Source organism: Paenibacillus sp. J5C2022, assembly GCF_025567625.1.
Lineage (GTDB): Bacteria > Bacillota > Bacilli > Paenibacillales > Paenibacillaceae > Pristimantibacillus.
This window is the reverse complement of sequence record NZ_JAOQJC010000001.1, coordinates 269,593-290,328: the sequence shown is the minus strand read 5'-3', so window position 1 is coordinate 290,328 and position 20,736 is coordinate 269,593. Positions and strand designations below refer to the sequence as shown.

At 47.4% G+C, this 20,736-nt stretch carries 19 protein-coding genes; 3 read left to right on the top strand and 16 right to left on the bottom strand.

Annotation, left to right across the window (positions count from 1 at the left end):
* Window positions 1-94 precede the first annotated feature (94 nt).
* From M6D81_RS01365 to M6D81_RS01355, 3 genes are all read right to left on the bottom strand, one after another.
* Window positions 95-1,846, bottom strand: a complete 1,752-nt coding sequence (locus M6D81_RS01365; RefSeq protein ID WP_262674981.1) for a Rieske (2Fe-2S) protein — start codon at window positions 1,844-1,846, stop codon at window positions 95-97.
* Between the two features lie 137 nt (window positions 1,847-1,983).
* Window positions 1,984-3,345: an FAD-binding oxidoreductase gene (locus M6D81_RS01360; protein WP_262674980.1), complete on the bottom strand. Its 1,362-nt coding sequence runs from the start codon at window positions 3,343-3,345 to the stop codon at window positions 1,984-1,986.
* 108 nt (window positions 3,346-3,453) lie between these two features.
* The gene (locus tag M6D81_RS01355) at window positions 3,454-4,215 is read right to left on the bottom strand and encodes a PDDEXK family nuclease (RefSeq protein WP_262674979.1); all 762 of its coding nucleotides are present in this window, start codon (window positions 4,213-4,215) and stop codon (window positions 3,454-3,456) included.
* Window positions 4,216-4,406: 191 nt separating this feature from the next.
* On the opposite strand from M6D81_RS01355, the gene M6D81_RS01350 reads away from it, so the two are divergent.
* Entirely contained in the window at window positions 4,407-5,687 is a 1,281-nt protein-coding gene (locus tag M6D81_RS01350) for an MFS transporter (RefSeq protein WP_262674978.1), read from the top strand.
* 59 nt (window positions 5,688-5,746) lie between these two features.
* Here M6D81_RS01350 and M6D81_RS01345 read toward each other — a convergent pair whose 3' ends face one another.
* The 13 genes from M6D81_RS01345 to M6D81_RS01285 form a co-directional block, all read right to left on the bottom strand.
* On the bottom strand, window positions 5,747-6,739 hold the full coding sequence (locus M6D81_RS01345) for an HD domain-containing protein (RefSeq protein ID WP_262674977.1): 993 nt from the start codon (window positions 6,737-6,739) through the stop codon (window positions 5,747-5,749).
* Between the two features lie 55 nt (window positions 6,740-6,794).
* Entirely contained in the window at window positions 6,795-7,733 is a 939-nt protein-coding gene (locus M6D81_RS01340; protein ID WP_262674976.1) for a hypothetical protein, read from the bottom strand.
* A gap of 15 nt (window positions 7,734-7,748) precedes the next feature.
* Complete coding sequence (locus M6D81_RS01335) at window positions 7,749-8,057, bottom strand: hypothetical protein (RefSeq protein WP_262674975.1); 309 nt, start codon at window positions 8,055-8,057, stop codon at window positions 7,749-7,751.
* A 90-nt stretch (window positions 8,058-8,147) separates the two neighbouring features.
* Window positions 8,148-10,631, bottom strand: a complete 2,484-nt coding sequence (locus M6D81_RS01330; protein WP_262674974.1) for a bifunctional diguanylate cyclase/phosphodiesterase — start codon at window positions 10,629-10,631, stop codon at window positions 8,148-8,150.
* A gap of 159 nt (window positions 10,632-10,790) precedes the next feature.
* Window positions 10,791-11,501: an FAD-dependent oxidoreductase gene (locus M6D81_RS01325; RefSeq protein ID WP_262674973.1), complete on the bottom strand. Its 711-nt coding sequence runs from the start codon at window positions 11,499-11,501 to the stop codon at window positions 10,791-10,793.
* 11 nt (window positions 11,502-11,512) lie between these two features.
* Window positions 11,513-13,768 carry an excinuclease ABC subunit UvrA gene (locus M6D81_RS01320; RefSeq protein ID WP_262674972.1) on the bottom strand — a complete coding sequence of 752 codons (2,256 nt, stop codon included), beginning with the start codon at window positions 13,766-13,768 and terminating at the stop codon, window positions 11,513-11,515.
* A gap of 29 nt (window positions 13,769-13,797) precedes the next feature.
* Window positions 13,798-14,196 (bottom strand): SRPBCC family protein, encoded by a 399-nt coding sequence (locus M6D81_RS01315; protein ID WP_262674971.1) that lies wholly within the window; start codon window positions 14,194-14,196, stop codon window positions 13,798-13,800.
* Window positions 14,193-14,522: an ArsR/SmtB family transcription factor gene (locus tag M6D81_RS01310; RefSeq protein ID WP_262674970.1), complete on the bottom strand. Its 330-nt coding sequence runs from the start codon at window positions 14,520-14,522 to the stop codon at window positions 14,193-14,195. The genes M6D81_RS01315 and M6D81_RS01310 overlap by 4 nt, the downstream gene beginning before the upstream one ends.
* A gap of 246 nt (window positions 14,523-14,768) precedes the next feature.
* Entirely contained in the window at window positions 14,769-15,347 is a 579-nt protein-coding gene (locus tag M6D81_RS01305) for a type 1 glutamine amidotransferase family protein (RefSeq protein WP_262674969.1), read from the bottom strand.
* A gap of 154 nt (window positions 15,348-15,501) precedes the next feature.
* Window positions 15,502-15,756 (bottom strand): glutaredoxin family protein, encoded by a 255-nt coding sequence (locus tag M6D81_RS01300; protein WP_262674968.1) that lies wholly within the window; start codon window positions 15,754-15,756, stop codon window positions 15,502-15,504.
* 15 nt (window positions 15,757-15,771) lie between these two features.
* The gene (locus M6D81_RS01295) at window positions 15,772-16,392 is read right to left on the bottom strand and encodes an NAD(P)/FAD-dependent oxidoreductase (protein ID WP_262674967.1); all 621 of its coding nucleotides are present in this window, start codon (window positions 16,390-16,392) and stop codon (window positions 15,772-15,774) included.
* Window positions 16,393-16,421: 29 nt separating this feature from the next.
* Window positions 16,422-18,875: a heavy metal translocating P-type ATPase gene (locus M6D81_RS01290; RefSeq protein WP_262674966.1), complete on the bottom strand. Its 2,454-nt coding sequence runs from the start codon at window positions 18,873-18,875 to the stop codon at window positions 16,422-16,424.
* A 157-nt stretch (window positions 18,876-19,032) separates the two neighbouring features.
* Window positions 19,033-19,350: a metal-sensitive transcriptional regulator gene (locus tag M6D81_RS01285; RefSeq protein WP_262675088.1), complete on the bottom strand. Its 318-nt coding sequence runs from the start codon at window positions 19,348-19,350 to the stop codon at window positions 19,033-19,035.
* 331 nt (window positions 19,351-19,681) lie between these two features.
* Between M6D81_RS01285 and M6D81_RS01280 the strand changes: the two genes are divergently transcribed.
* Window positions 19,682-19,957: an ATP-binding cassette domain-containing protein gene (locus M6D81_RS01280; RefSeq protein WP_262674965.1), complete on the top strand. Its 276-nt coding sequence runs from the start codon at window positions 19,682-19,684 to the stop codon at window positions 19,955-19,957.
* Entirely contained in the window at window positions 19,944-20,693 is a 750-nt protein-coding gene (locus M6D81_RS01275) for an ABC transporter permease (RefSeq protein WP_262674964.1), read from the top strand. The genes M6D81_RS01280 and M6D81_RS01275 overlap by 14 nt, the downstream gene beginning before the upstream one ends.
* Window positions 20,694-20,736 lie beyond the last annotated feature (43 nt).

Below are 20,736 nucleotides of genomic sequence, written 5' to 3'. Positions count from 1 at the left end.
CCGGTTACAGTCCCAGCCTTTTAAGGCTGTACCTCGGTTTCCAGAACGTCAAATCGAATCCAGGTGTTCACGATTTTAATTAGTAAACCTATCCTTATTTATTGTTGATTATCTCGGCATCTTCCTCGAACAGTCTTTCGCCACGGAACAAACGCCATGCGATCTTAGTCGTGTGCGGCAATTCCCGTGCACTTGGAGCGTGGGCCGCCAAATATCGGGTGCATGCGAGCAAGCAAGTCTCCTTGGCCTGCTTAGCGAATGCATCGCAACCCTCATCCCAATGATCGAATTCGGCAACAGCCGCCTCATAAAGCTGAAAGGAGTGAAATTCGGCGTCCTCGCGAAGCAGACAAAGCCCAAGTGTTCCAAGCAGCTTCTGCGAGTCCCGCTGTTCAGCAAGATAACCGGCTACCCAGCTTGCTGCTTCATCCACTTGTTGCCTGCGGTCCAGAATATCGAGCAATTCCTCAAATGTGAAATTGCGGCTGCTGGCAGGCTCCGGCTTCCTCGCTCGCGGCACATTAAGAAACCGGTCATGGTAAATGGCCATTGCTCCATAATAGAGCGCGCGATGGAGTAACGGTTCCTTCGAACGGCGCAACCGCTCATGCACGGCGTGAGCAAAAGTAAAGGTATGCAGCACAGCTATCCAATCACTGAATTCATTCTGAGTGTGAAAGCGCACGATCCTCTCGGCAGCAGCGAGGCAGATCAATTGGGCCAGACGTTCAGGTGCTGCTCCGCCGAGCAGAAGCTTTGTTAACTGTTCGATCGTCTCATTTGCTTTGTCGCTGAGTAATTGATCCACGAATGCTTGTTCATCTAACTGAACGGTGTGCTCCGTTGTCGAAGATTGCTTTAACTTCTCAAAAGCAAGCTGAATCGGAGTTACCAGATCGACAGGTGTCTGCCAGTGATGGAGCTCTTCACTTCGGGTGGGTGCAGCGAGGAGCTGTACAAGAGAAGCGAGAACTGGCTTCGTGAGCGATGGCCCCAAGCTTTCCAGCGCTTCAAATGCTTTATTATGAAAATCAAAAGTATGACCGCCGTCCAAATAATAATGGTCCGTCACCGATATCATCATCATGTCCGATAGCTGTTCGGGCGTAGCTCCCTGCTCTATGGCCGTCAGCAACACCTTCTCTGCCCCTTGGGTGTCGCGCACCTCGATACAATTGCGATACCACTCTACCAGTCTGTCCACAGATGCCTTGGAGGAAGGCAGCGCTCCGAGCAGGTGGCGGGGAGCTCGGCCGGAACTGGCTCTGGCTACGTGCACCAATCCGTGGTATAAGGCAAGTATTTGGCCTAAAGTATCGAGCTTGGGGAGTACATTTCTCATCGCCGTCAAGATGGTCAGACCTGCCCCCCAGCCATTACCTTGCGATGTACCGAATTTGACGCCGATCATGACAATTTCATCAGTCGGGACTTCGGATTCGATTAACCCGATTACGGCCTTCGCAATGACGATGCCGATGTTCTGCTCAAGACCTTCCCGCAAACGTTGTTTAAGCTTCTCAGCATTGCCTACGTTCTTTGGTATCGAGTTGACCCAAACATCATCTTTCTCGATCTTAACGTCATATGCGGGTACGTCGTCCGCCCAAGGGTCCAATGTTCCGCCGCTGCAGATATCGAAGCGGGCATTGTGCCAGTGACAGGTCAAGATTCCATTGCAAACGCTTCCCAAATGAAGTGGAAAACCGAGATGCGGACATCGATTGTCTATCGCTCTTACTTCATCCTCATGGTAAAGAACGACGATACCCCCTTTGATCACTTTTGAGCTTGCCTGCTTCAACTCCTCCACAGTACCGGCGTATATCCATTCCTTTGTCCCCATAAAATCGCCTCCATCCTTGTCTTTTCTTACAGTATACAGCATTTGCATGTTCCCTTATATGCATGAAAAGAACCTGATCATATGATTCAGGTTCTTTCTTTCATTTATAAGGACAAATGATTGAGCAGAGTGAAGGGTCAAGCCGGCGGAATGCTTTGAGGGTTTCTAAAGACATTATTGGGGTCGTATTTCGCCTTCACTTTCCGTAATCTTGCGTAATTCTTTCCATAGTATACAGGCCCGGAATTTTTAATCCCTTGATCAGGTACGTTAATATAGGAGCCTACAATATAGGGCTGCAATTTCCTGCGCGTTTGTCGCACCAGGGATATATTCCTGGCGGCATGGGACGGTTTAATCCATGAGCTGTTCCACTCTACATAGAACTTGGCATCGCGCCAGTAGAATGCAGTAGACGTCGGTGATATGCGGCTGACCGCACCTCCCCAGTTCAGGAAGAAGAAGCCTGCCGTCGTATTCCCCTCTGCCTTCTCCAGAAATTCACGCATTGCTTTTATCGCTTTATTGTTGAACGGTCGTCTACCGAATCCGCTGGAGAATTGATTGCTGAATCTCTGAGTGAGCACAGGATCGGGAGCCAACAAAAAGTTTAAAGCTTTCGTATACGAAAGCAGCCTGACTGTCTTCTGTGTCGGAGTTCCCACCTTGATTATTGGAGCTAACAAGCGCAATGCTTCATCTTTCGAGCCTAGATACAGCCCCAGCATGGTGACATTGCCGCCAACTTTCGGACCGATAGACAATTCGCTTCCTAGTTTGCTATTCACGGACGGAGCCCATCTCTGCCATACTTTAAGCACCTTTTCGAATTGACTCCATGGCCATACGATACGAAATACAGTAACTGTCGCGGGAGCGCGCATGACTTTAAATTTGTACTTCGTGTAAACACCGAAGTTTCCGCCTCCGCCTCCCTTTGAAGCCCATAAGAGATCCGCATTTCTTTTTTTGCCGGCATGAATGACTCTCCCCTTCGCGTCAACCATCTCAAGCTCAAGAAGGTTGTCGCTCATAAGGCCAGTCGTACGTTGAACGGGACCTATCCCTCCACCAAGTGTAATTCCGCCGATACCGACTGACGGGCTGTCGCCGAATGGAGCTATATATCCTTGTCTGGCCAGGGACTTCACAATTCTTCCGACGCTATTTCCTGTTTCTACAACTACGGTACCGCTTTTTTTATTCAATGCGATTCTCTTCATATCACTTACATCAATGACTATTCCTCCGTTAACCTGTGATAGGTTGTTCTCCAGTGCATGCCGACCGCTTCTTGGCCTTAAGGGGACCTTGTTCTCCCGTGCCCACTTAATGGCGTTTGAGACATCTTTGGCACACTGAGCAAAAACAAATACTTTCGGAAATCTGTCCGTATGCGGGTCCCAGTTTTTGCGTGCCTCGGCATAACCCGGATCGCCTTTGAAAATCACTCGTCCAGTCAGTTTCGTTCTTGATTTCACACACACCCAACTCCTCATGAGTAAATGACTTGCCCTCCATGCCTTAAATCGGCAGTCATTATATTCTATGAAGATATCTTTATATGGCTACGGGCGGCTAATCGTATAAATAGATGATCATTACAGCTACTGACGAAACAATGAAGTGGAATCATAATAACGCCGTAAATACACTCCTTTAGGTGTTATTTGCAAATGAATCTGCCAAATTTCAAGGCCGCTTTGAATCGAAGCCTGTATCGTCTCCAAAGCATCCCGGTTCTGTTCCCACTGCATATCCGGTTTGCTGCACGGCGGTTCGTACATGAAACAGAGTAGTAAAATCGCCCTTCTGTGACGCTTTAAGCAGTCTGACAATACCCCGATTTGTTTAAGTAGCCGATCAAACGATTTGAATTCTCCCTTCTGCTCATCTGTAAGGAGATGCCCCTGCGGTTCAAACGGAAGTTGTGTAAGCGGCGTTTTGACTTCCAGATAGACGTCTCCTGCCAAAAAGTCCAGCTTTGCATGACCGAACGATGGCTCCCTCTTGATCGGCTCGTCTGCTTGAATCATTTCAGATAACTGACCCGCTCGCAAAAAATGCTCAACATAACGATTGGCAGCGTTTTGGTTAATGCCGATCCACGCTTTCTGACATTCTCCGGGAGGATCTGCTGATATGGCCTCGACCGTAAATGCAGTTCTCCGATTAGCGTTCGGGCTGACAGAAAGCAGGCATGGGATATTCCGAAATACGATTTGACCGATACGGACGGTTACCGGGCAATGACAATCATAAAGTCTGCCTTCGATCTCCACCTCCATCACAAACCGATTGCGTCTGCGGCATATTATCCCTTCAATCAGCGGCTGTTTGAACAAGTAGCCACTCTGCACTTGTTGCATACGCACTTCTCCTTCGCCTGGAAGTAGATGTCAGATAATCGTAACGCTACATCATGGCGCATTTTCCCAAAAAAATATAGACTTATAATTATGCTCGAGATATGATTTGAATTATGGCCTTTGCAACTTTCGCGGATTCATAAAGACTTTATCAGATACATATGATATTGAACAACTCTAGGAGGCGCTCAATGGCTACGATAAGTAAAAAACAAGAAAAATCCGTATCCAGCTTGCCAATTCGAACTCGCTTCTATTACGGATGGTTAATGGTTGTCATAAGCGGGATCGGCATTTTTTTCTCCGGCCCCGGTCAAACGTTTTCCAACTCCGTATTCATAGAATCGTATATGAGAGATTTTTCTTTGAATCAAACCACGGTTGCATCTATATACTCCGCGGCTACTCTCATCTCGGGACTGCTCCTATTCTTTATAGGGCGATTGGCAGATAAATACGGGCGGAGAATTATGCTCGCCTGTGTAGCGCTAATGCTTGGTCTAGCCTGCTTCTATAACAGCTTCGTAATAGGCCCCGTCACTTTATTTATTGGTTTTTTTCTCATCCGTTATTTCGGACAAGGCTCTATGACTCTGATTCCCAATACGCTCGTGTCGCAATGGTTTATGAAGTATAGGGGACGCGCCTTAAGCTTTGCTGGTCTAGGTGGATTAATTGGCGCTGCCACCTTTCCCCCGTTAATCAATTATTTGATTGAAGCTTACGATTGGCAGACGGCGTGGCGGATTCTCGGAGCCACTCTTATTCTCTTCTTTGTTCCCGTCGCTATTTACTTTGTTCGAAATAGTCCTGAGGATGTAGGTTTGCTGCCTGACGGAGCGAAGGAGTCTATTAACGTGCAATTGAATGCAGCTACTATTTCGGAGGACTCGTGGACGCTTGCAGAAGCGATTCGAACCAAAGCCTTCTGGTTCGTCATGATTTGTGGTGCTATTCCTGCCATGATTAACACAGGAATAACGTTTCAGATCTTCTCTATTCTCTCCGAACAGGGAATTAACCGTATGTCTACAGCTTTCGTTCTAAGCCTGGTTCCGATCGTCAGCTTCGGAAGTTCATTACTCGCTGGCTTCATAGTAGAACGCTTCCGAGCGCACCGGGTATTGAGCCTTTCCTTTGTATTAAGCGTATTGTCGCCAATCATCCTGATTTTTTCGGAGCAATATACCATCGTGATCCTGTTCGCCATTGTTTGGGGCATAACACAGGGGTTAATGAACATTCCTTTGGGAGTGATATGGCCCAATTACTTTGGCCGCAAGCATCTGGGAAGCATACAAGGGGTAACACATACCGCCCTTGTCATCGGTTCCGCATTAGGTCCGATACAATTCGGATGGGCTTACGACCAGTTCGGAAGCTATACTTCCATCCTTCTCGTATGTTCGGCTATATGGGCAGTTGGTGCCGTGCTGGCATGGATTGCCGTTCCGCCTAGTAAAAGAACATAGTTTCTCCTTGCTTGTAAGGAATAGGAAGATGATGCTGCGTTACAACATATCACGCTTCGTTATTCCCAACTTACGTAGTAAGTACCGAGCATTTTTTGAAGATCCTCAAGCAATTTTAAGATATCAGTGGATGTATCAGTAATTGGTACACCTTCTACGAGGGGCGTTGCCAAGTATAGCTTTCTCAAAATAGCCGTTTCCGCTGCAGCCGTAAGATTCTCCCGTGTCACACGTATTCGCCATGATTCCGTGAGCAGCTTGTCATATGCTTCAGCTGTACTCGCCTCTTCACGCAGCAACTGTTCGATATGCGCATCTGTCATGACTGGCAATTCAGCAACATCAAGCTTGCCATGGAAAATTAATTGGCGCACTAACTTCCTTAACATAGCGTTTATACCGATGTTCGCTGGAGAACCATGCATTCGTGCTTCCTCCACAATAAGCGTGAGGGCATGCCGGCCTGCCTCCGGCGTAAACTGAAGATAACCATTCAAGTACTTCATCCCGCTTACAAGTTCATCGGTAGATATGGGCAAGTAGCCGCCGACAAAGGCACTTCTCACCCAGGAGTCCAGATGATCTGCGTGGAGTACACCATCTTTATTCCGAAGCAAGCTTCGCGTAGATCCGTCGATATAATCCATGACTACCGCAGGCGAAATACTAGCAGTAGACAGGATGCTAACGATCTCATCCGAGAAAACGACTTCCTTCGTCCATTGGTGGTGGTCAACACCTTCGATCGCATCGAGTGTATGACTGAATGGAGCATGTCCTGTATCGTGCAGCAGCGCCGCCGCTCGCAGCGCCAGGTTATCGGGATCGAAATGGGCTGCGAGTGCAAATACGCCTAGTGTATGCTGCAGCCGACTGTAAGTATGGTGGGAATTGATAAAAGATGCTCCGCCATGACGAATAAAGTGAAGACGTCGAACCGCATTGCTTCGCATCAACGCTTGTTCTTCATGAGACAATCGGATCAGCTTAAGCCATAGTGGCTCCCAGACAGTGTTCAGTGCTCCATCCAGTCTTAAACGATAATCCAACACTTCTAATTTCCTCTCTTCCTGCTGTGATTCTGCCGTCTTGCAATTTTTTCTGAATCTACAATTCAAAAACTTCGCCATTCTTCAAAGTAACCGTCACCTTAAAGCTGTATTCCGGGAAATCATTATGCCTGACTTCTGCACCGGTGTCAGCATGCAAGACAGTTACGATATAGTAGCCGGATTCTTCGTCGTTATCGTCAATGGACGCTTGATTATACTCCAGATCAGGCAAATCAGCAGGAGCGATTTCTCCTGAAGCGATCATCAGCCTCATTTTGTTTCTTTCTTCAGCATTCGCAATGCTGTAAGCCGTAACATCTTTCGTAAAGACTTCCTTGTCCGCATAGAATGCTTTTACAATGACACTTTGGATCTGGAATTCAGGCTCGCCGAATGTTTTATTGCGCAGTGAGAATGAGTATTGCGTTCCTTCTTTATCAGTGCTTGTTCCCGATTCCGATATGCTGACTCTGTTTAGAAATTCGCCTTTCAAATGGTTTGTGTACGAACGGGAATTCAGCTTTTTATTGCTCCCGTCCGCAGATTTTTGGAATAAATCTAAGGTATAGTCGTGCTTGTAAGATAATGCAGCTTCACAAGCATACTGCAAGCCATTTTCCGTCGCACATTCAAATTGCTTATCTTCTGAATTTTCTAGCGTAGTTGCCTGAAGAGAAACCGTTGATCCCGCCTCGGCTTCTTTAAGCGTAAATTCGACCAGTGTTTCAACCGTCTCCTTATCTGCATCTACACTCGTATAGGAAGACTTATAGTCGGCCACAACGCTTTGCTGTTCGTTCAGCAGATGCTCCACTTGATTAGAGATACTGTATTGCAGATTATTGATACCTTGATTAAGATTGGCTTCCATATTTGAGATGCGACTGTGCAGATGCTCCATTTCCGACTTCAGCTTGCCATTTTGATATATACTCATAATGAGCAATATGATTAAGCCGATTATGACATACGTTAATTTTCTGCTGTTCTCCACCGATCTTCTCCTTCCTTACCACCAATAGTAGCCCGAATGCTTTTTATTATTGAATAACAATAAACCAACAGGTATGGCAGTCAATAAAATGTATAACCCAAGAAATAGCGGCAAAGGAAAAACCTCAGATCGTTCGATAATCCCCATGCCAATAAATATCATGCCTGATAAGAGATACGGAATAACCAAGCCCTTTTGATAAGAAACACGCTCTTCCTCACTTAATGCACTAACAAAGGATTTTCTTAGTAGAAATTTGAGTTTGAATAAATGACAAAAACCTTGTACGAGCATCCAAACGCCCAGGAAAATCTGTGCATACATTCTCTCCCCTCCTTCCCCCTTAACATCTTACCATATATCTCCTACCTTTGATTTAGACCTCCCATTTCGGGAGAGTTGAAAGCAGCACACTCATTCTTCAGGCACAGTCAGACTGCTTCGCAACAACTCCTGGAATTTCCCCGCTGGCAGAGGAGGACTAAAATAATAGCCCTGCATCCCGTCGCATAAATGCTTCTTCAATATATCGAATTGCTCTTGTGTCTCGACGCCTTCCGTCACGACTTTAAAACCCAAATTATGTGCGATGACAATGACCGATTTGACAATCATCTGTTCCTTCCGGTCAGTCGTAATGTTCGAAATAAATGACTTGTCCAGCTTCAAATAGTCTAGCGGTATGTTCTTAAGGTAGCTAAGCGACGAATAACCGGTACCAAAGTCGTCCAGTGATATTTGAACGCCCATCTCTTTTAATTGCCTCAACAGCGTTAATGTCTGTGAGCGGTTATTCATAAAGACACTTTCCGTCAATTCCAGCTCCAGCATATGAGGACGGATATGTGCAGTTTCTATATTATTTCTAATCATCTCCAGTATAGCGGCGTGTTGAAATTGAATCATCGAAATATTGACTGCAACTGTCAATGGCGGAAGTCCCATATCCTGCCATTTGCGGTTTTGCCTGCAGGCCGTCCGAATGACCCATTCGCCAAGCGGATTAATTAACCCCGTTTTCTCGGCGATTGGAATAAAATCGAGTGGAGAAATAATGCCGAGTTCCGGATGCTTCCAGCGAATAAGCGCTTCTACTCCATAGATGCGTTCTGTTGAAAAATCTACTTTGGGCTGATAATACAACTCGAATTGTTCTTCCTCCAACGCTCTGTACAGGTCATTTTCCAGCATTATCTCTTTCGAAGGCGCATAGTTCATGGCCGAATCAAATATACGGTAGCTATTTCTTTCTTTTTTCGCTACATACATGGCCGTATCGGCTTCTTTTATTTTGCTGTCGATACTACCGAAGCTTGACCATGTGTCAATAACGATGCCGATGCTAGCTGAAATATAGAATGGGCGTTCCTGCAGTATAAATGGCAATGCCAAAGCACGATTGATCCGAATAGCCGATTCCACAACCTTCTCCTTGTTTGCCGCACAATCCAGCATAACCAGAAATTCGTCGCCTCCAAATCGAAATAACAATCCATTATCAGAAAGGACGTCACGTATTCTTCGGGATACTTCAATCAGTACGTCATCGCCTTTCTCGTGATTCAATGTATCGTTAATGAGCTTGAAATGGTCCAGGTCGATAAACATTAATGCGGCTAACTCATCCGGTGGCTTCTGATTCAGTCGTTCCTGAACATATTTATAGAAGCCATTGCGGTTGTATAAATCGGTCAACGTATCATGCATCGCTTGATATCGAATTAAATTCTCCGCTTCCTCGCGACTGGAGACCATGCGATTGAAGTGGCCCGCCATCGTCTCGAACTCATCACCGCTTCGAATATCCAATCGCTGCCGGAGATCACCATCCGCCATTGCCGATGAAATAGCGATAACGCGGCGTATATTGTGTACAACGATGCGACGTATCAGGAAGATCATAATCGCAATGACAGCGGCAAGCGCCAGGAAGGAGATGAGCAGTGAATCCCGCAATGCTTGTCGAAACGGCTTCAATATTTTACTTTTCGGAATAACTATCTCTAAATGCCATAACGCATTCTCAATCTCGATCGGGTAGTACAATCGATATGTAGGAGCCATGTCGCCAGATGTATCCAAAAACATCGCTGTCATCTGATCATTGAGCCATTGCGATTCTGACTTGGACGATACAGGGTTGTCGTAAGGCTGAAGCAGCCTTGAGCGATCCTGGCCATGTGCCAGATAATTATGCTGCTCGGTAATAATTGTGGCGTAGCCCTCCAGCGGATGGATCTTTTCAATCTCCCTCTGTACAAAATTCAGCTCAAAGTCTGCGCCGACAATGCCCAGAAAGCTCCCGTCTTTATCCAACAGCGGAAAGACAAGCGAGGTCATAAGTATTTCCGCTCCATTCACGCTGTACCAGTAAGGCTCAATTAATGCGAATTGCTTGCTGGACTTGGGAGTGTGATAGAAGCTGCCTTCGGTTTCCGAATTGTAACTATGGATCGGAAGCGTAAGTATCTGACCTTGACTCCGGACGACATAAGGAATAAAGCGACCTGTCGCATCATGATAATCATTGCCGTTAACGAATAATGCATCGTTGCCATCGAAGGCATCGGGCTCCCACAGCGTATATATGCCAAGCAATTCCGGTCTGTTCTGCAAAAGATCCTCCATTAATGATACTACGTAATCACGGTTGGACCCACCGTATGCTCTCATCTGCAGCAATGTCGAACTCAGCGTCTCCACCATGGAGATTGTGCGGTCGAATTGATCAGTCAGATCGTTTACGAAAGCAAGGGACTGCTCTTGGGCGCGAAGCTGTCCCTCCTTCAGACTAACGCGGAACAGATTCACAAGATTGTATGCGATCAGGCCGGAAAACGATAGGACGAACACAATGCCAAGCGCCAGCATTAATTTTCCAGCTATACTCTTTCTCATGCACACTTCACCTTTTCTGATAAAATCAAAACAGGAACTTTTTGTCATTATTCTTTATTTTTCGACATTTTTTGATAAGTTCCTTCTTGACGCAAAGCTTGCATGGAAAATGAAAGAAGTCCTCTCCGCATTATCATGCTTAGAGGACTTCTTTCTTGCCTAATACCCGAAAAAGGAATCCTTTTTAATGTTCCTTTTTGAAATTTGCTTATTTTGTACAAACGCGGCAATATCGCTTACCATTGACTTCGGACCTGCAATCAGATACTGGCCGTCATTTTTGTACTTGGCGGTGAGAGTATCGATCTCCCGATGCAAATCATCTCTCGTATCCAGATAAGTGACGTGCAGCGGCAGGTGCCCAGCCAGTTCCTCAAGTTCCTCCTGAAATAGATAGGATTGCTTGCTGTCCAGATAGAGCAGATGGATCGGGTTGCCCCCGCTTCTTGCTTCAGCTTCTATCTGCTTCAAGATCGAGCGGAATGGTGTAATGCCAATTCCGCCTGCGATCATCACCAGAGGACGGCCAGTATCGCCGGGATGAAATGTTCCAACCGGTCCTGTCATATTCACCTTCATACCCGGCTTCAATTCCAGCATCGCTCGTTTAAACTCACTCGGGTTATGACCAATGCGCATGGTCAGTTGAATATAATTCTCCGTCGGAGCGGATGATACAGTGAACGGCTTCAGCGCATTTTTGATTTTCTTGTGCGTAATGCTGAACAATCCATGTTGTCCGGCGATCCAGTTGACATCGCTATCTTTTTTAAATCGGAACGTATACACCTCCTCCGATTCTTTACCGCTTTCCACCAGTACAATTTCCCTTTTTTTGAACATTTTCAAAAAATCCCGGAAAAAGCTCACGTCTTCTCCTCCTAATAAGTGTTCAAGTATTTCCCCGTAATCGATTGCTCTGCCTCGATAATCTGCTGTGGAGTGCCCTCGAACACGACCTGACCGCCCTTGCTGCCGCCATCCGGCCCCATATCGATAATCCAATCCGCTTGGCTGATAACATCGAGATTATGCTCAATAACGATTACCGTATTGCCGGAATCCACAAGCCGGTTCATAATCCCCAGAATTTGGCCGATATCCGACATGTGCAGTCCGGTTGTCGGTTCGTCCATCACATAGATGCTGCCCTTCTTATGCAACTCGCTTGCCAGCTTGATGCGCTGGCATTCCCCGCCTGACAGCGTACTTAGCGGCTGACCGAGCTTAATATAGTTCAAGCCTACGTCCTTCAACGCCTGGAGTCTGCGCACAACCTCTTTCAATTCAAAAAATGCCAACGCCTGCTCCACCGTCATCTCCAGTACTTCCGCAATCGACTTGCCGTTCAGCTTGTACTCCAGCACCTCTTCCTTGAACCTTCTGCCGCCGCATGCTTCGCACGGCAGCTTCACACCGTCGAGGAATGCGAGGTCTGTATATACAACCCCCAGCCCTTGGCAGTTCTCGCAGGCTCCTTTGGAATTGAAGCTGAACAGGCCTTGATTCACCTTGTTCGCGGATGCGAATGCCTTGCGCACATCGTCCATAATGCCCGTGTAAGTCGCAGGATTCGAGCGTGTAGACACCCCTACCGCCGATTGGTCAATGACGATCGCATCCGAATGCTCGCTAAGAAATACATCGTTAATCAGCGTACTCTTGCCCGAGCCTGCAACACCAGTCACTACAGTCAGCACTCCGGTTGGAATTTCGACGCTGACGTTCTGCAAGTTGTGCAGTGTCGCATCCTTGATTGTTAGCTGTCCAGTTGGCTGCCTGCTATCTTGCTTCAACTGAAGTGGGCGTTTCATATGTGTTCCGGTCAGTGTATCCGCCTCCAACAGTCCACCGTAGCTTCCTTCATATACGATGGTGCCGCCGCGAGCGCCGGCGTGAGGTCCAACATCGACGATATGATCCGCTACCTTGATAACATCGGGGTCATGTTCGACGACAATGACGGTATTGCCTTTATCCCGAAGCTTCTGAAGCAATTCGTTCAGTCGATGGACATCGCGAGGATGCAAGCCGACGCTAGGTTCGTCGAAGATATAGGTGACATCCACAAGACTGCCGCTCAAGTGCTTTACCATCTTGACGCGCTGCGATTCACCGCCGGACAGTGTATCCGTCTCTCGGTCCAGCGTCAAGTAGTCAAGTCCGATATCCACCAGATGCTGTAGCCTCTCTACAAGCGACTTTACGACAGGTACAGCAATCGCATCGTCAATCTCCCGCATGACCCGGATGAGCTGTCCGACCTCCATGGACGACATCTCCGCAATGTTTAGTTCGTTAATTATACAGCCAAGCGCGGCCTGATTGAGTCTTGCGCCGCGGCAGCTGGTGCATGGCCCTTCGTGAATAAACGGCGCAACCATTTTTTGCGTACGTTCGGACTTTGTCTTCACGTCCTGCTTAATGTATTTGTTGCTGAACTTCTCAATAACGCCCTCGACCGTAATATTCGTGGCCTTGCCTGCGAAATCCATCTTCACCTTGCGCGCCTTGCCATTCAGCAGCAGCTCCAGCTCTTCCTCCGTATATTCGCTCAGCTTCTTGTCTGGATCGAAGGAACCCGCCTGCACGACAATATTCCAATCCCAACTATCCACTTTATAGTCAGGCAACAGGAGGGCTCCTTCATTCAACGATCTGGACATGTCCAGCGCTTTGTCCATATCAACGCCCAGTCTGCGCCCAAGCCCGTTGCACTCGGGGCACATGCCTTGCGGATCGTTGAACGAGAACATACTCGCCGCTCCGACGTGAGGCTGACCTACTCGGGAGAAGAGAAGTCGCAGAATAGGAGATATATCGGTAATCGTCCCCAGCGTGGAATGGGAGCCGCCACCCAGCCGCTTCTGATCCACGATGACCGCCATGCTGAGGTTTTCGATCCCATCCGTATCCGGCTGAGGAACGCGTGGCAAGAAGTTGCGAACGAACATACTGAAGTTCTCATTCAGCAGTCGCGTCGATTCTGCGGCGATCGTATCGAATACAATCGATGACTTGCCGGAACCGGATACCCCGGTGAAGATCGTAATCTTCCGCTTCGGAACACGCAAGGATACGTTCTTCAGATTATTTTCCCTGGCGCCTGTGATGACGATGTGATTGGATTCACTCATGGATGACATCCTTCCGGTTGAATTCATTATTAAGCCGACAATAGCTGCTCAAGATCGCCGCACCAGTTGGTCCAGCCATACTTGGCTCCTCCCAATGCTTGTTGATTCGAGATCCCGCTTTGCTCGAGATGCAAGTTAACCTTCCCTTCCCCTACATCCTGCAGCGTCCATACGACGGTATGCCGCTCATCGCCTGTGCCCCAAGTATAAGACAAGCAGTTGGGCGGCTCGACGACAAGCACTTCACCTTCCACGATTCCATCCCAGAATTCGGTTGGCTGCGCACGGAATTGGAATTGGTAGCCTACAATAGGTTTAAAGTTATTTTCCATCGTCCACTTGGCAAGCTTGCTTGAATCAGTCAATGCCGACCATAGCTTCTCCATCGTGGTTGTATATTGAAAGTCCAAAGTTAATGTTAAGCTCATTCTTCTTCCTCCTCTAATAATTGCTGCAAGCGCAGCATGTTGGCACTCCAGAACTTGCTGTAGAAGGATACCCAATCCTGAATTTCTCTGAGTGGGGCAGCGTTTAGCCGATAGCGAGTTTCTCTTCCGACTTTTCGATCCGTTACGAGTCCAGCCTCCTTCAAGATTGTCAGGTGCTTGGACACCGCTGTCCGGCCCATTTGAAAATGTGACGTTAACTCATGAAGTGGTTTTTCAACCGACTCTGCCAGCAATCGAATCAATTGGCGTCTCGTCGGATCGGCAATCGCGCCAAATACATCCCGCAACTGGTTGTCCTCATTCACATCAATCTCTCCTAACATTGATTACCCTAGGACAGCCGTCAGTTTCATCACCCCTTGTTAATTGGACACCATTTAGTGACACTTTGATTATAGGCCACCATTTGGTGTCGTGTCAACCTCCAAAACCTTGTTCAACTGATCCTGTACGATCGTCCCTTTATAACAGAAGACAGCCGATCGTATAATCGGCTGTCTTCGCTTATCGCAGCAGTCCCCTCATGAGATATGTTTCGGAGCAGTCAGCTGCTATTCCTTGTAATAACCCGTCTTAAACAGCTCATACCATTGTTCAAGCTCACTCTCGCGCATGATCTGGAAATGCTTAAGAATTTCTCTCGCAAATTCAACCGCAGATGTTCCGTTGGCCGTGATCCACCCATCATTGGAAACGACTTGTTTTTCAATGAAGTGCTTCGAACCTTTATAGTTGGGTGCCAGTTCCTCCATATAAGCTGCCGAATTGCCTGTGTGTTCTCGATGATCCAAATATCCTTGATTCGCCAGGAAAGTACATGCATCACATATTGCAGCGACAGGAATATCCTTCTCAATACATAGATCCACAGCTTGTTTGACTTCATCATTTTCCCCTGATAGCCATAAGGTACCGCCCACTAAAATTAACATTTGAAATTGAGTTGGCATTTCTGTAATTGAATAATCCGGAACAACGGTGAAACCACCCATGGATTTGACTGAATCTTTGTTAACTGCTAATGTTTTAATGATGAAATCTGTTTCCGGTTTATTCAGCTCTGAACAAATATAAGCACTTTCCCAGTCAGCGTAGTTTTGCGAAATAAAGACAAGGATTTCTTTTTTCATATATTAACCTCCTCTGATTTATTTTATTTTACTGCATTATCGTTGACAACTGTGTGTCAGCATTAATTGATGGAGGTACTAAAAAAACCGGACCCTTTGCTTTAGAAAGGGATCCGGTTTTTGTAATTGGGCAATGAGGGATTGCAATGAAAGATTAAAGAAGCAGATCGGCTATTTCTGTTAAGTTTTCTGCAAAACCAATAAAGACCTTGTCTTTAATCAAGATTGTCGGTACAGTCTGCTTTCCCGTTAACTCCAGTACTTCTTTTGCGTATTCCAAATTATCTTCACAATTGTAATCCACATATGGAACCTGATGCTCATTGAAATAACGCTTGGCAAAGTGGCAATCGCTGCAGGTCGGGATCGTGTAAATCTTAATCGGTTCGTTCTGATCGATTTGCGGCATTGGCATTTCACTCCTTTAGGCAACGACTTGTTTTAGCTGCTCCATTGTGATTCGATTCACGAATTTGCTGAACTTCTCTTTTCCTTTCGCCTGTTGCTTGTAAAACTCGATGATCGTGGATACAACGGGAACAAGCTGTTCCTCCGTTATACCAGTGCAAAGCAGTCTCCCCGTCGTTGCCTTGATGCCTTTGGGCTCTCCACCTACGTAAATATCGAATGTATCCCGCATTTTGACGACGCCGATATCTTTCAGCAATGGTTCACTCGTGCCCAATGCACATCCAGCGTAGCCCACCTTCAGCGGCGTTGGCGTCGCGATGCCGGCAATCGCCTGATTCAAGATGCGTGCAGTCTCCAAGCCTGCAACTTCCGCGCCTTTGCAGAAGTTGCAAGCGATCAAGCTTTTGGTTGCAAAACCGGCTGGGTTCACTTCCAGTCCGACGAGTCTCAGCTCTTCCTGAATGGCTTCCTGCTTATCCATAGTCACTTCTACGTAAAGCTGCTTGAACGAGGTCATTTCAATTTTGCTGTCCGAACCGGCGACCACTCCGATCTTGGCAAGCTGATCAGGTGTAAATAGACTTCCCCCAACTTGAATGGCAGGCGACACCGCCAACTTCGTCTTATCTCCCATTATCATTCTCCCTCTTCGAGACCTTTGTTTCACTTGAAATTTGAGGAGCGCACCTTGACACGCTGCAGCCGCAGCGCATTAAGGACGACGGATACCGAACTGAGCGCCATAGCTGCGCCCGCAACCCAAGGAGCCAGCAATCCAATTGCGGCAATCGGAATGCCAAGCGTGTTGTAGCCGAGTGCCCAGAACAAATTTTGACGGATATTGCTCATCGTCTTGCGGCTCATGTAGATCGCATCCGGAATGCTCGTTAGATCGCCGCGCATCAAGGTGACGTCCGCCGCTTCCATAGCTACATCCGTCCCCGTGCCGATCGCCATGCCGATATCTGCCATAGCCAGCGCGGGGGCGTCATTGATGCCATCGCCAACCATCGCTACCTTCTTGCCTTGCGCCTGCAGCTTCTTCACTTCATCCGCTTTGCCTTCAGGAAGTACTTCGGCGCGGACATGATCAATGCCGACTTGGCTCGCAATCGCCCGTGCGGTACGTTCATTGTCACCCGTTATCATGATGACCTCGATGCCCATTTCCTTCAGTCGTGTTACAGCTTCTTTCGATGTTTCTTTAATGGTATCGGCGACCGCGACGAGACCTGCATACGTTCCGTCAACCGCAATTAGCATCGCGGTTTTCCCGTCTTCCTCCAAGCGAGTCATGCACTCAAGTGCCAGTTCGACAGACACGTCATATTTCGCCATCAGCTTGCGTGTACCGGCCAGAACCTCTTTACCTTCCACCATGGCGCGGATACCAAATCCCGGAATCGCTTCGAATTGTTCCGTTGCCGGCAGCTCAATGCCTTTAGCCCGAATCCCTGCAACGATCGCCTCCGCAAGCGGATGCTCGGAATCCTTCTCAGCAGCGCCCACCAAACGAAGAAAAGCATCTTCGTCCATATGAGAGACGGCAACATCCGTAAGTTCTGGTTTACCTTTCGTTACTGTGCCGGTTTTGTCAAGAATGATCGCATCGATCTTGTGCGTGGATTCCAGATGTTCTCCGCCTTTGAACAGCACGCCAAGCTCCGCGGCGCGGCCGGAGCCCGCCATAATCGATGTCGGTGTAGCAAGCCCCAATGCGCAAGGGCAGGCGATGACCAGAATTGCAATCCCCTTCTCCAGTGCATTGGCGAAATCCCCGGGTGTAACCCAGAAATACCAGACTAGAAATGCGGCAACCGCAATTCCTACGACGATCGGCACGAAGATGCCGGAGATGACATCCGCTACTCGTTGAATCGGTGCTTTTGAGCCTTGTGCTTCTTCCACAACCTTAATGATTTGGGCAAGGGCAGTTTCCTTGCCGACTTTAGTCGCCTTCACTTTCAATCTGCCGTTTTTGTTAACGGTAGCGCCAATGACGCTATCGCCGGCTTTCTTTTCGACGGGAATGCTTTCGCCGGTCAGCATCGATTCATCGACCGACGAGCTTCCTTCCAGTACTTCTCCATCTACCGGGATCTTCTCACCAGGTTTCACGACCACAATATCATTGACAAGTACTTCTTCAACCGGAATTGTCAGTTCTTGCCCATCCCGAACGACAAGAGCCGTTTTCGCTTGAAGGCCCATCAGGGTTTTGATGGCTTCAGAAGTGCGCCCTTTCGCCAGCGATTCGAACAACTTCCCGAGAATAACGAGGGTGATAAGAACCGCGCTCGTTTCGTAGTACATCGCGGGACCGTGATGTGCCATGCTGCCCATCGAAGCCCATTCAATCGTTAAGTACAAGCTGTAAAAATAAGCAGCCGACGTTCCGAGCGCGACGAGTACGTCCATATTCGCACTTTTATTGCGAAGGGCTTTGAACGCGCCCACATAGAACTGCTTGCCGATGTAGAATTGAACCGGTGTAGCTAACGCCAATTGAAACCATGGATTCATGAACAAATCTGGCATCCAGATCCAGGACGTGAACGAAAAGTGGCTGACCATGGACCAAAGCAGTGGCAACGAAAGAATAGCTGAGAGGAGCAATTTACGCTTTTGCTGCGAAATGGCTTTCTCGCGATGCTCCGCTGGATCGGCTTCCTCTTGCTTCGGTATCGCTTTATATCCGAGCTTCGCCACGCGCTGCTGCATATCGACAATAGATATATCCGCAGAATTGTATTCAACCCGTGCCGTTTCCATTGCGAAGTTAACGGAGGCGCTTTTGACGCCGGGCAATTTACTGAGTCCCTTTTCGATCTTATTGGCGCAGGCTGCGCATGTCATACCTTCCAGAGAGAAATCGGCGTATTCTTTTACCGTGTCATAACCTAATTTCTTAATGGTTTGTTCCAACTGCTGGACATCAACCTTCGCCGGGTCGTATGACACGCTTGCCTTTTCCAAGGCGAAGTTTACATTCGCGTTTGTCACACCTTCAAGTTTGCCAAGACCCTTCTCGATTTTATTCGCACAGGCGGCACACGTCATGCCGGTGAGCTGTAAGGTAGTTTGACTATTCTGATTGGTTGTGCTTGCTGCTTCCATTGGTATTCGCTCCTTCAAGTTCATTTCCAACGATCTCCTTGTTTTTAATATACCCCTATACCGTATAATAAGTCAACAACTTTTTACATTACCCCTGTACCCTATATATAAAGGGGTTATAAAAGCAGCATTGCTGCTGCTCTTAAGCGATTTTTTCTTATTTCATTAACTTGTTCATGGTCGTCATAAGCTCCGTCAATACTTCCGTATCCCCTTCTTGAATCCGTTCGATGACACAACTCTTCATATGATATTCCAGCAGCAGCTTCCCGACACTGTTTAAAGAAGCTTGGACCGAGGCGATCTGATTCAAAACGTCATCACAGTAAGCATCTCTCTCGATCATGCCTTTAATGCCGCGAACCTGTCCCTCGATGCGGTTCAATCGGTTGGCCAGACCACTCTTCGCTTTATCGGTATGATGACTCTTGCGCTCCCCATCTTCATGAGAGCAACAACCCGGCTCATGCTCCATCCGTTGATCCAAGAGGATTGTCTCTTCGTTCATCGGAATCCCTCCTTTGATCGAATTATAACATACCCCCCACCCCTATGCAAATCAAGTTCATTTTTTATCTATTGCTTTCTATCTATTCGAAGCTTCAATAATCGTTCGTGCAATATCAACAGCTTCGATTTTGTTGCTTGCCGGTCCAGCTATATAACCTTCCTTCAACTTATATCGTTCATTAATCTCATCTAACTGAATCCATATTTTATCTAGACTGCTTGAAGCCATTATTGAACCTATTGAAAGTATGCTCTTTATCGTTCTGGCATTAATTCCAAAACCTGAGGTGCTATTTTTGGATGAGCTGACGACTGGACTTGATGCGAGAGCAAGGCGGGATGTGTGGCGCAGCCTTTCTGTATTGAAGAAACGAGGGCTGTCGATACTATTAACTTCTCACTTTATGGACGAGGTAGAAGCGCTTTGCGATCATATTCTGATTTTGAAGAGGGGAAGCAGCGTTTTTTACGGAACGGTACATGAAGCCATTGCGGCAAGTCCATATGATAAGTTGGAAGAAGCTTATCTTTGGTTTACGGATGAGGAGGTACATGAGATTGAGAGCATTTAAAGCACTATTCAAAATAGAGTCCAGACTTTCTCTACGTGGATTGGATATGTTCATTTTTGCAATAGGCATGCCTATCGTCGTAGTCATTATTATAGGCGCGATCTTCGGTAATAAGCCAGCATACGATGGAGCTACACACACCTTTCTGGAACAATCCTTTGGTGCCATTTCAACTATTGCCATTTGTGCCGGTGGGGTTATGGGATTTCCGTTAGTCATAGCCGATTACCGGACCAGGAAAATACTGAAACGATTCAAGGTCACGCCGATTAGCCCCACTCTCATCTTAACTGTACAATTGACCATCTATGCGCTTTATGCAATCGTTTCGCTCCTCCTTGTGTATGCAACGGCCTCTATTTTCTATGGTTACCAGTTTCAGGGATCTTGGATTGTCTTCATAGGTGCGTATTTCCTGGTCATGGCGTCTATGTTTAGCATGGGACTCTTGGTAGGCGGACTGGCACCCCATATGAAGATAGCAGGTGTTATAGCCAGCTTGCTTTATTTTCCAATGCTGATCTTCTCAGGCGCTACCTTGCCCTATGAAGTTATGCCAGCTACGCTACAAAAAGCGGCTGATCTGCTGCCATTGACTCAGGGAATCAAAATGCTTAAGGGCGCTTCCCTTGGACTTGGAATGTCTGCAGAAAGTACCATTGTTCCTGTTATAGTCATGCTTGCACTTGCAGTTGCATGTGTAAGCTTGTCGCTTCGTTATTTCAAGTGGGAATAGTCTTTGACAATCCGAAGAGGGGGCTTCCAATGCCCCCCCTCAT

Excerpts from the sequence above, each read along its gene's own strand:
- M6D81_RS01315 (WP_262674971.1), bottom strand. The coding sequence starts at position 14,196 with ATGAGCTTAACATTAACTTTGGACTTTCAATATACAACCACGATGGAG.
- M6D81_RS01285 (WP_262675088.1), bottom strand. The coding sequence starts at position 19,350 with ATGGAGCATGAGCCGGGTTGTTGCTCTCATGAAGATGGGGAGCGCAAG.
- M6D81_RS01335 (WP_262674975.1), bottom strand. The coding sequence starts at position 8,057 with ATGTATGCACAGATTTTCCTGGGCGTTTGGATGCTCGTACAAGGTTTT.
- M6D81_RS01305 (WP_262674969.1), bottom strand. The coding sequence starts at position 15,347 with ATGAAAAAAGAAATCCTTGTCTTTATTTCGCAAAACTACGCTGACTGG.
- M6D81_RS01300 (WP_262674968.1), bottom strand. The coding sequence starts at position 15,756 with ATGCCGCAAATCGATCAGAACGAACCGATTAAGATTTACACGATCCCG.
- M6D81_RS01330 (WP_262674974.1), bottom strand. The coding sequence starts at position 10,631 with ATGAGAAAGAGTATAGCTGGAAAATTAATGCTGGCGCTTGGCATTGTG.
- M6D81_RS01290 (WP_262674966.1), bottom strand. The coding sequence starts at position 18,875 with ATGGAAGCAGCAAGCACAACCAATCAGAATAGTCAAACTACCTTACAG.
- M6D81_RS01355 (WP_262674979.1), bottom strand. The coding sequence starts at position 4,215 with ATGCAACAAGTGCAGAGTGGCTACTTGTTCAAACAGCCGCTGATTGAA.
- M6D81_RS01320 (WP_262674972.1), bottom strand. The coding sequence starts at position 13,768 with ATGAGTGAATCCAATCACATCGTCATCACAGGCGCCAGGGAAAATAAT.
- M6D81_RS01360 (WP_262674980.1), bottom strand. The coding sequence starts at position 3,345 with ATGAGGAGTTGGGTGTGTGTGAAATCAAGAACGAAACTGACTGGACGA.
- M6D81_RS01295 (WP_262674967.1), bottom strand. The coding sequence starts at position 16,392 with ATGGGAGATAAGACGAAGTTGGCGGTGTCGCCTGCCATTCAAGTTGGG.
- M6D81_RS01365 (WP_262674981.1), bottom strand. The coding sequence starts at position 1,846 with ATGGGGACAAAGGAATGGATATACGCCGGTACTGTGGAGGAGTTGAAG.
- M6D81_RS01350 (WP_262674978.1), top strand. The coding sequence starts at position 4,407 with ATGGCTACGATAAGTAAAAAACAAGAAAAATCCGTATCCAGCTTGCCA.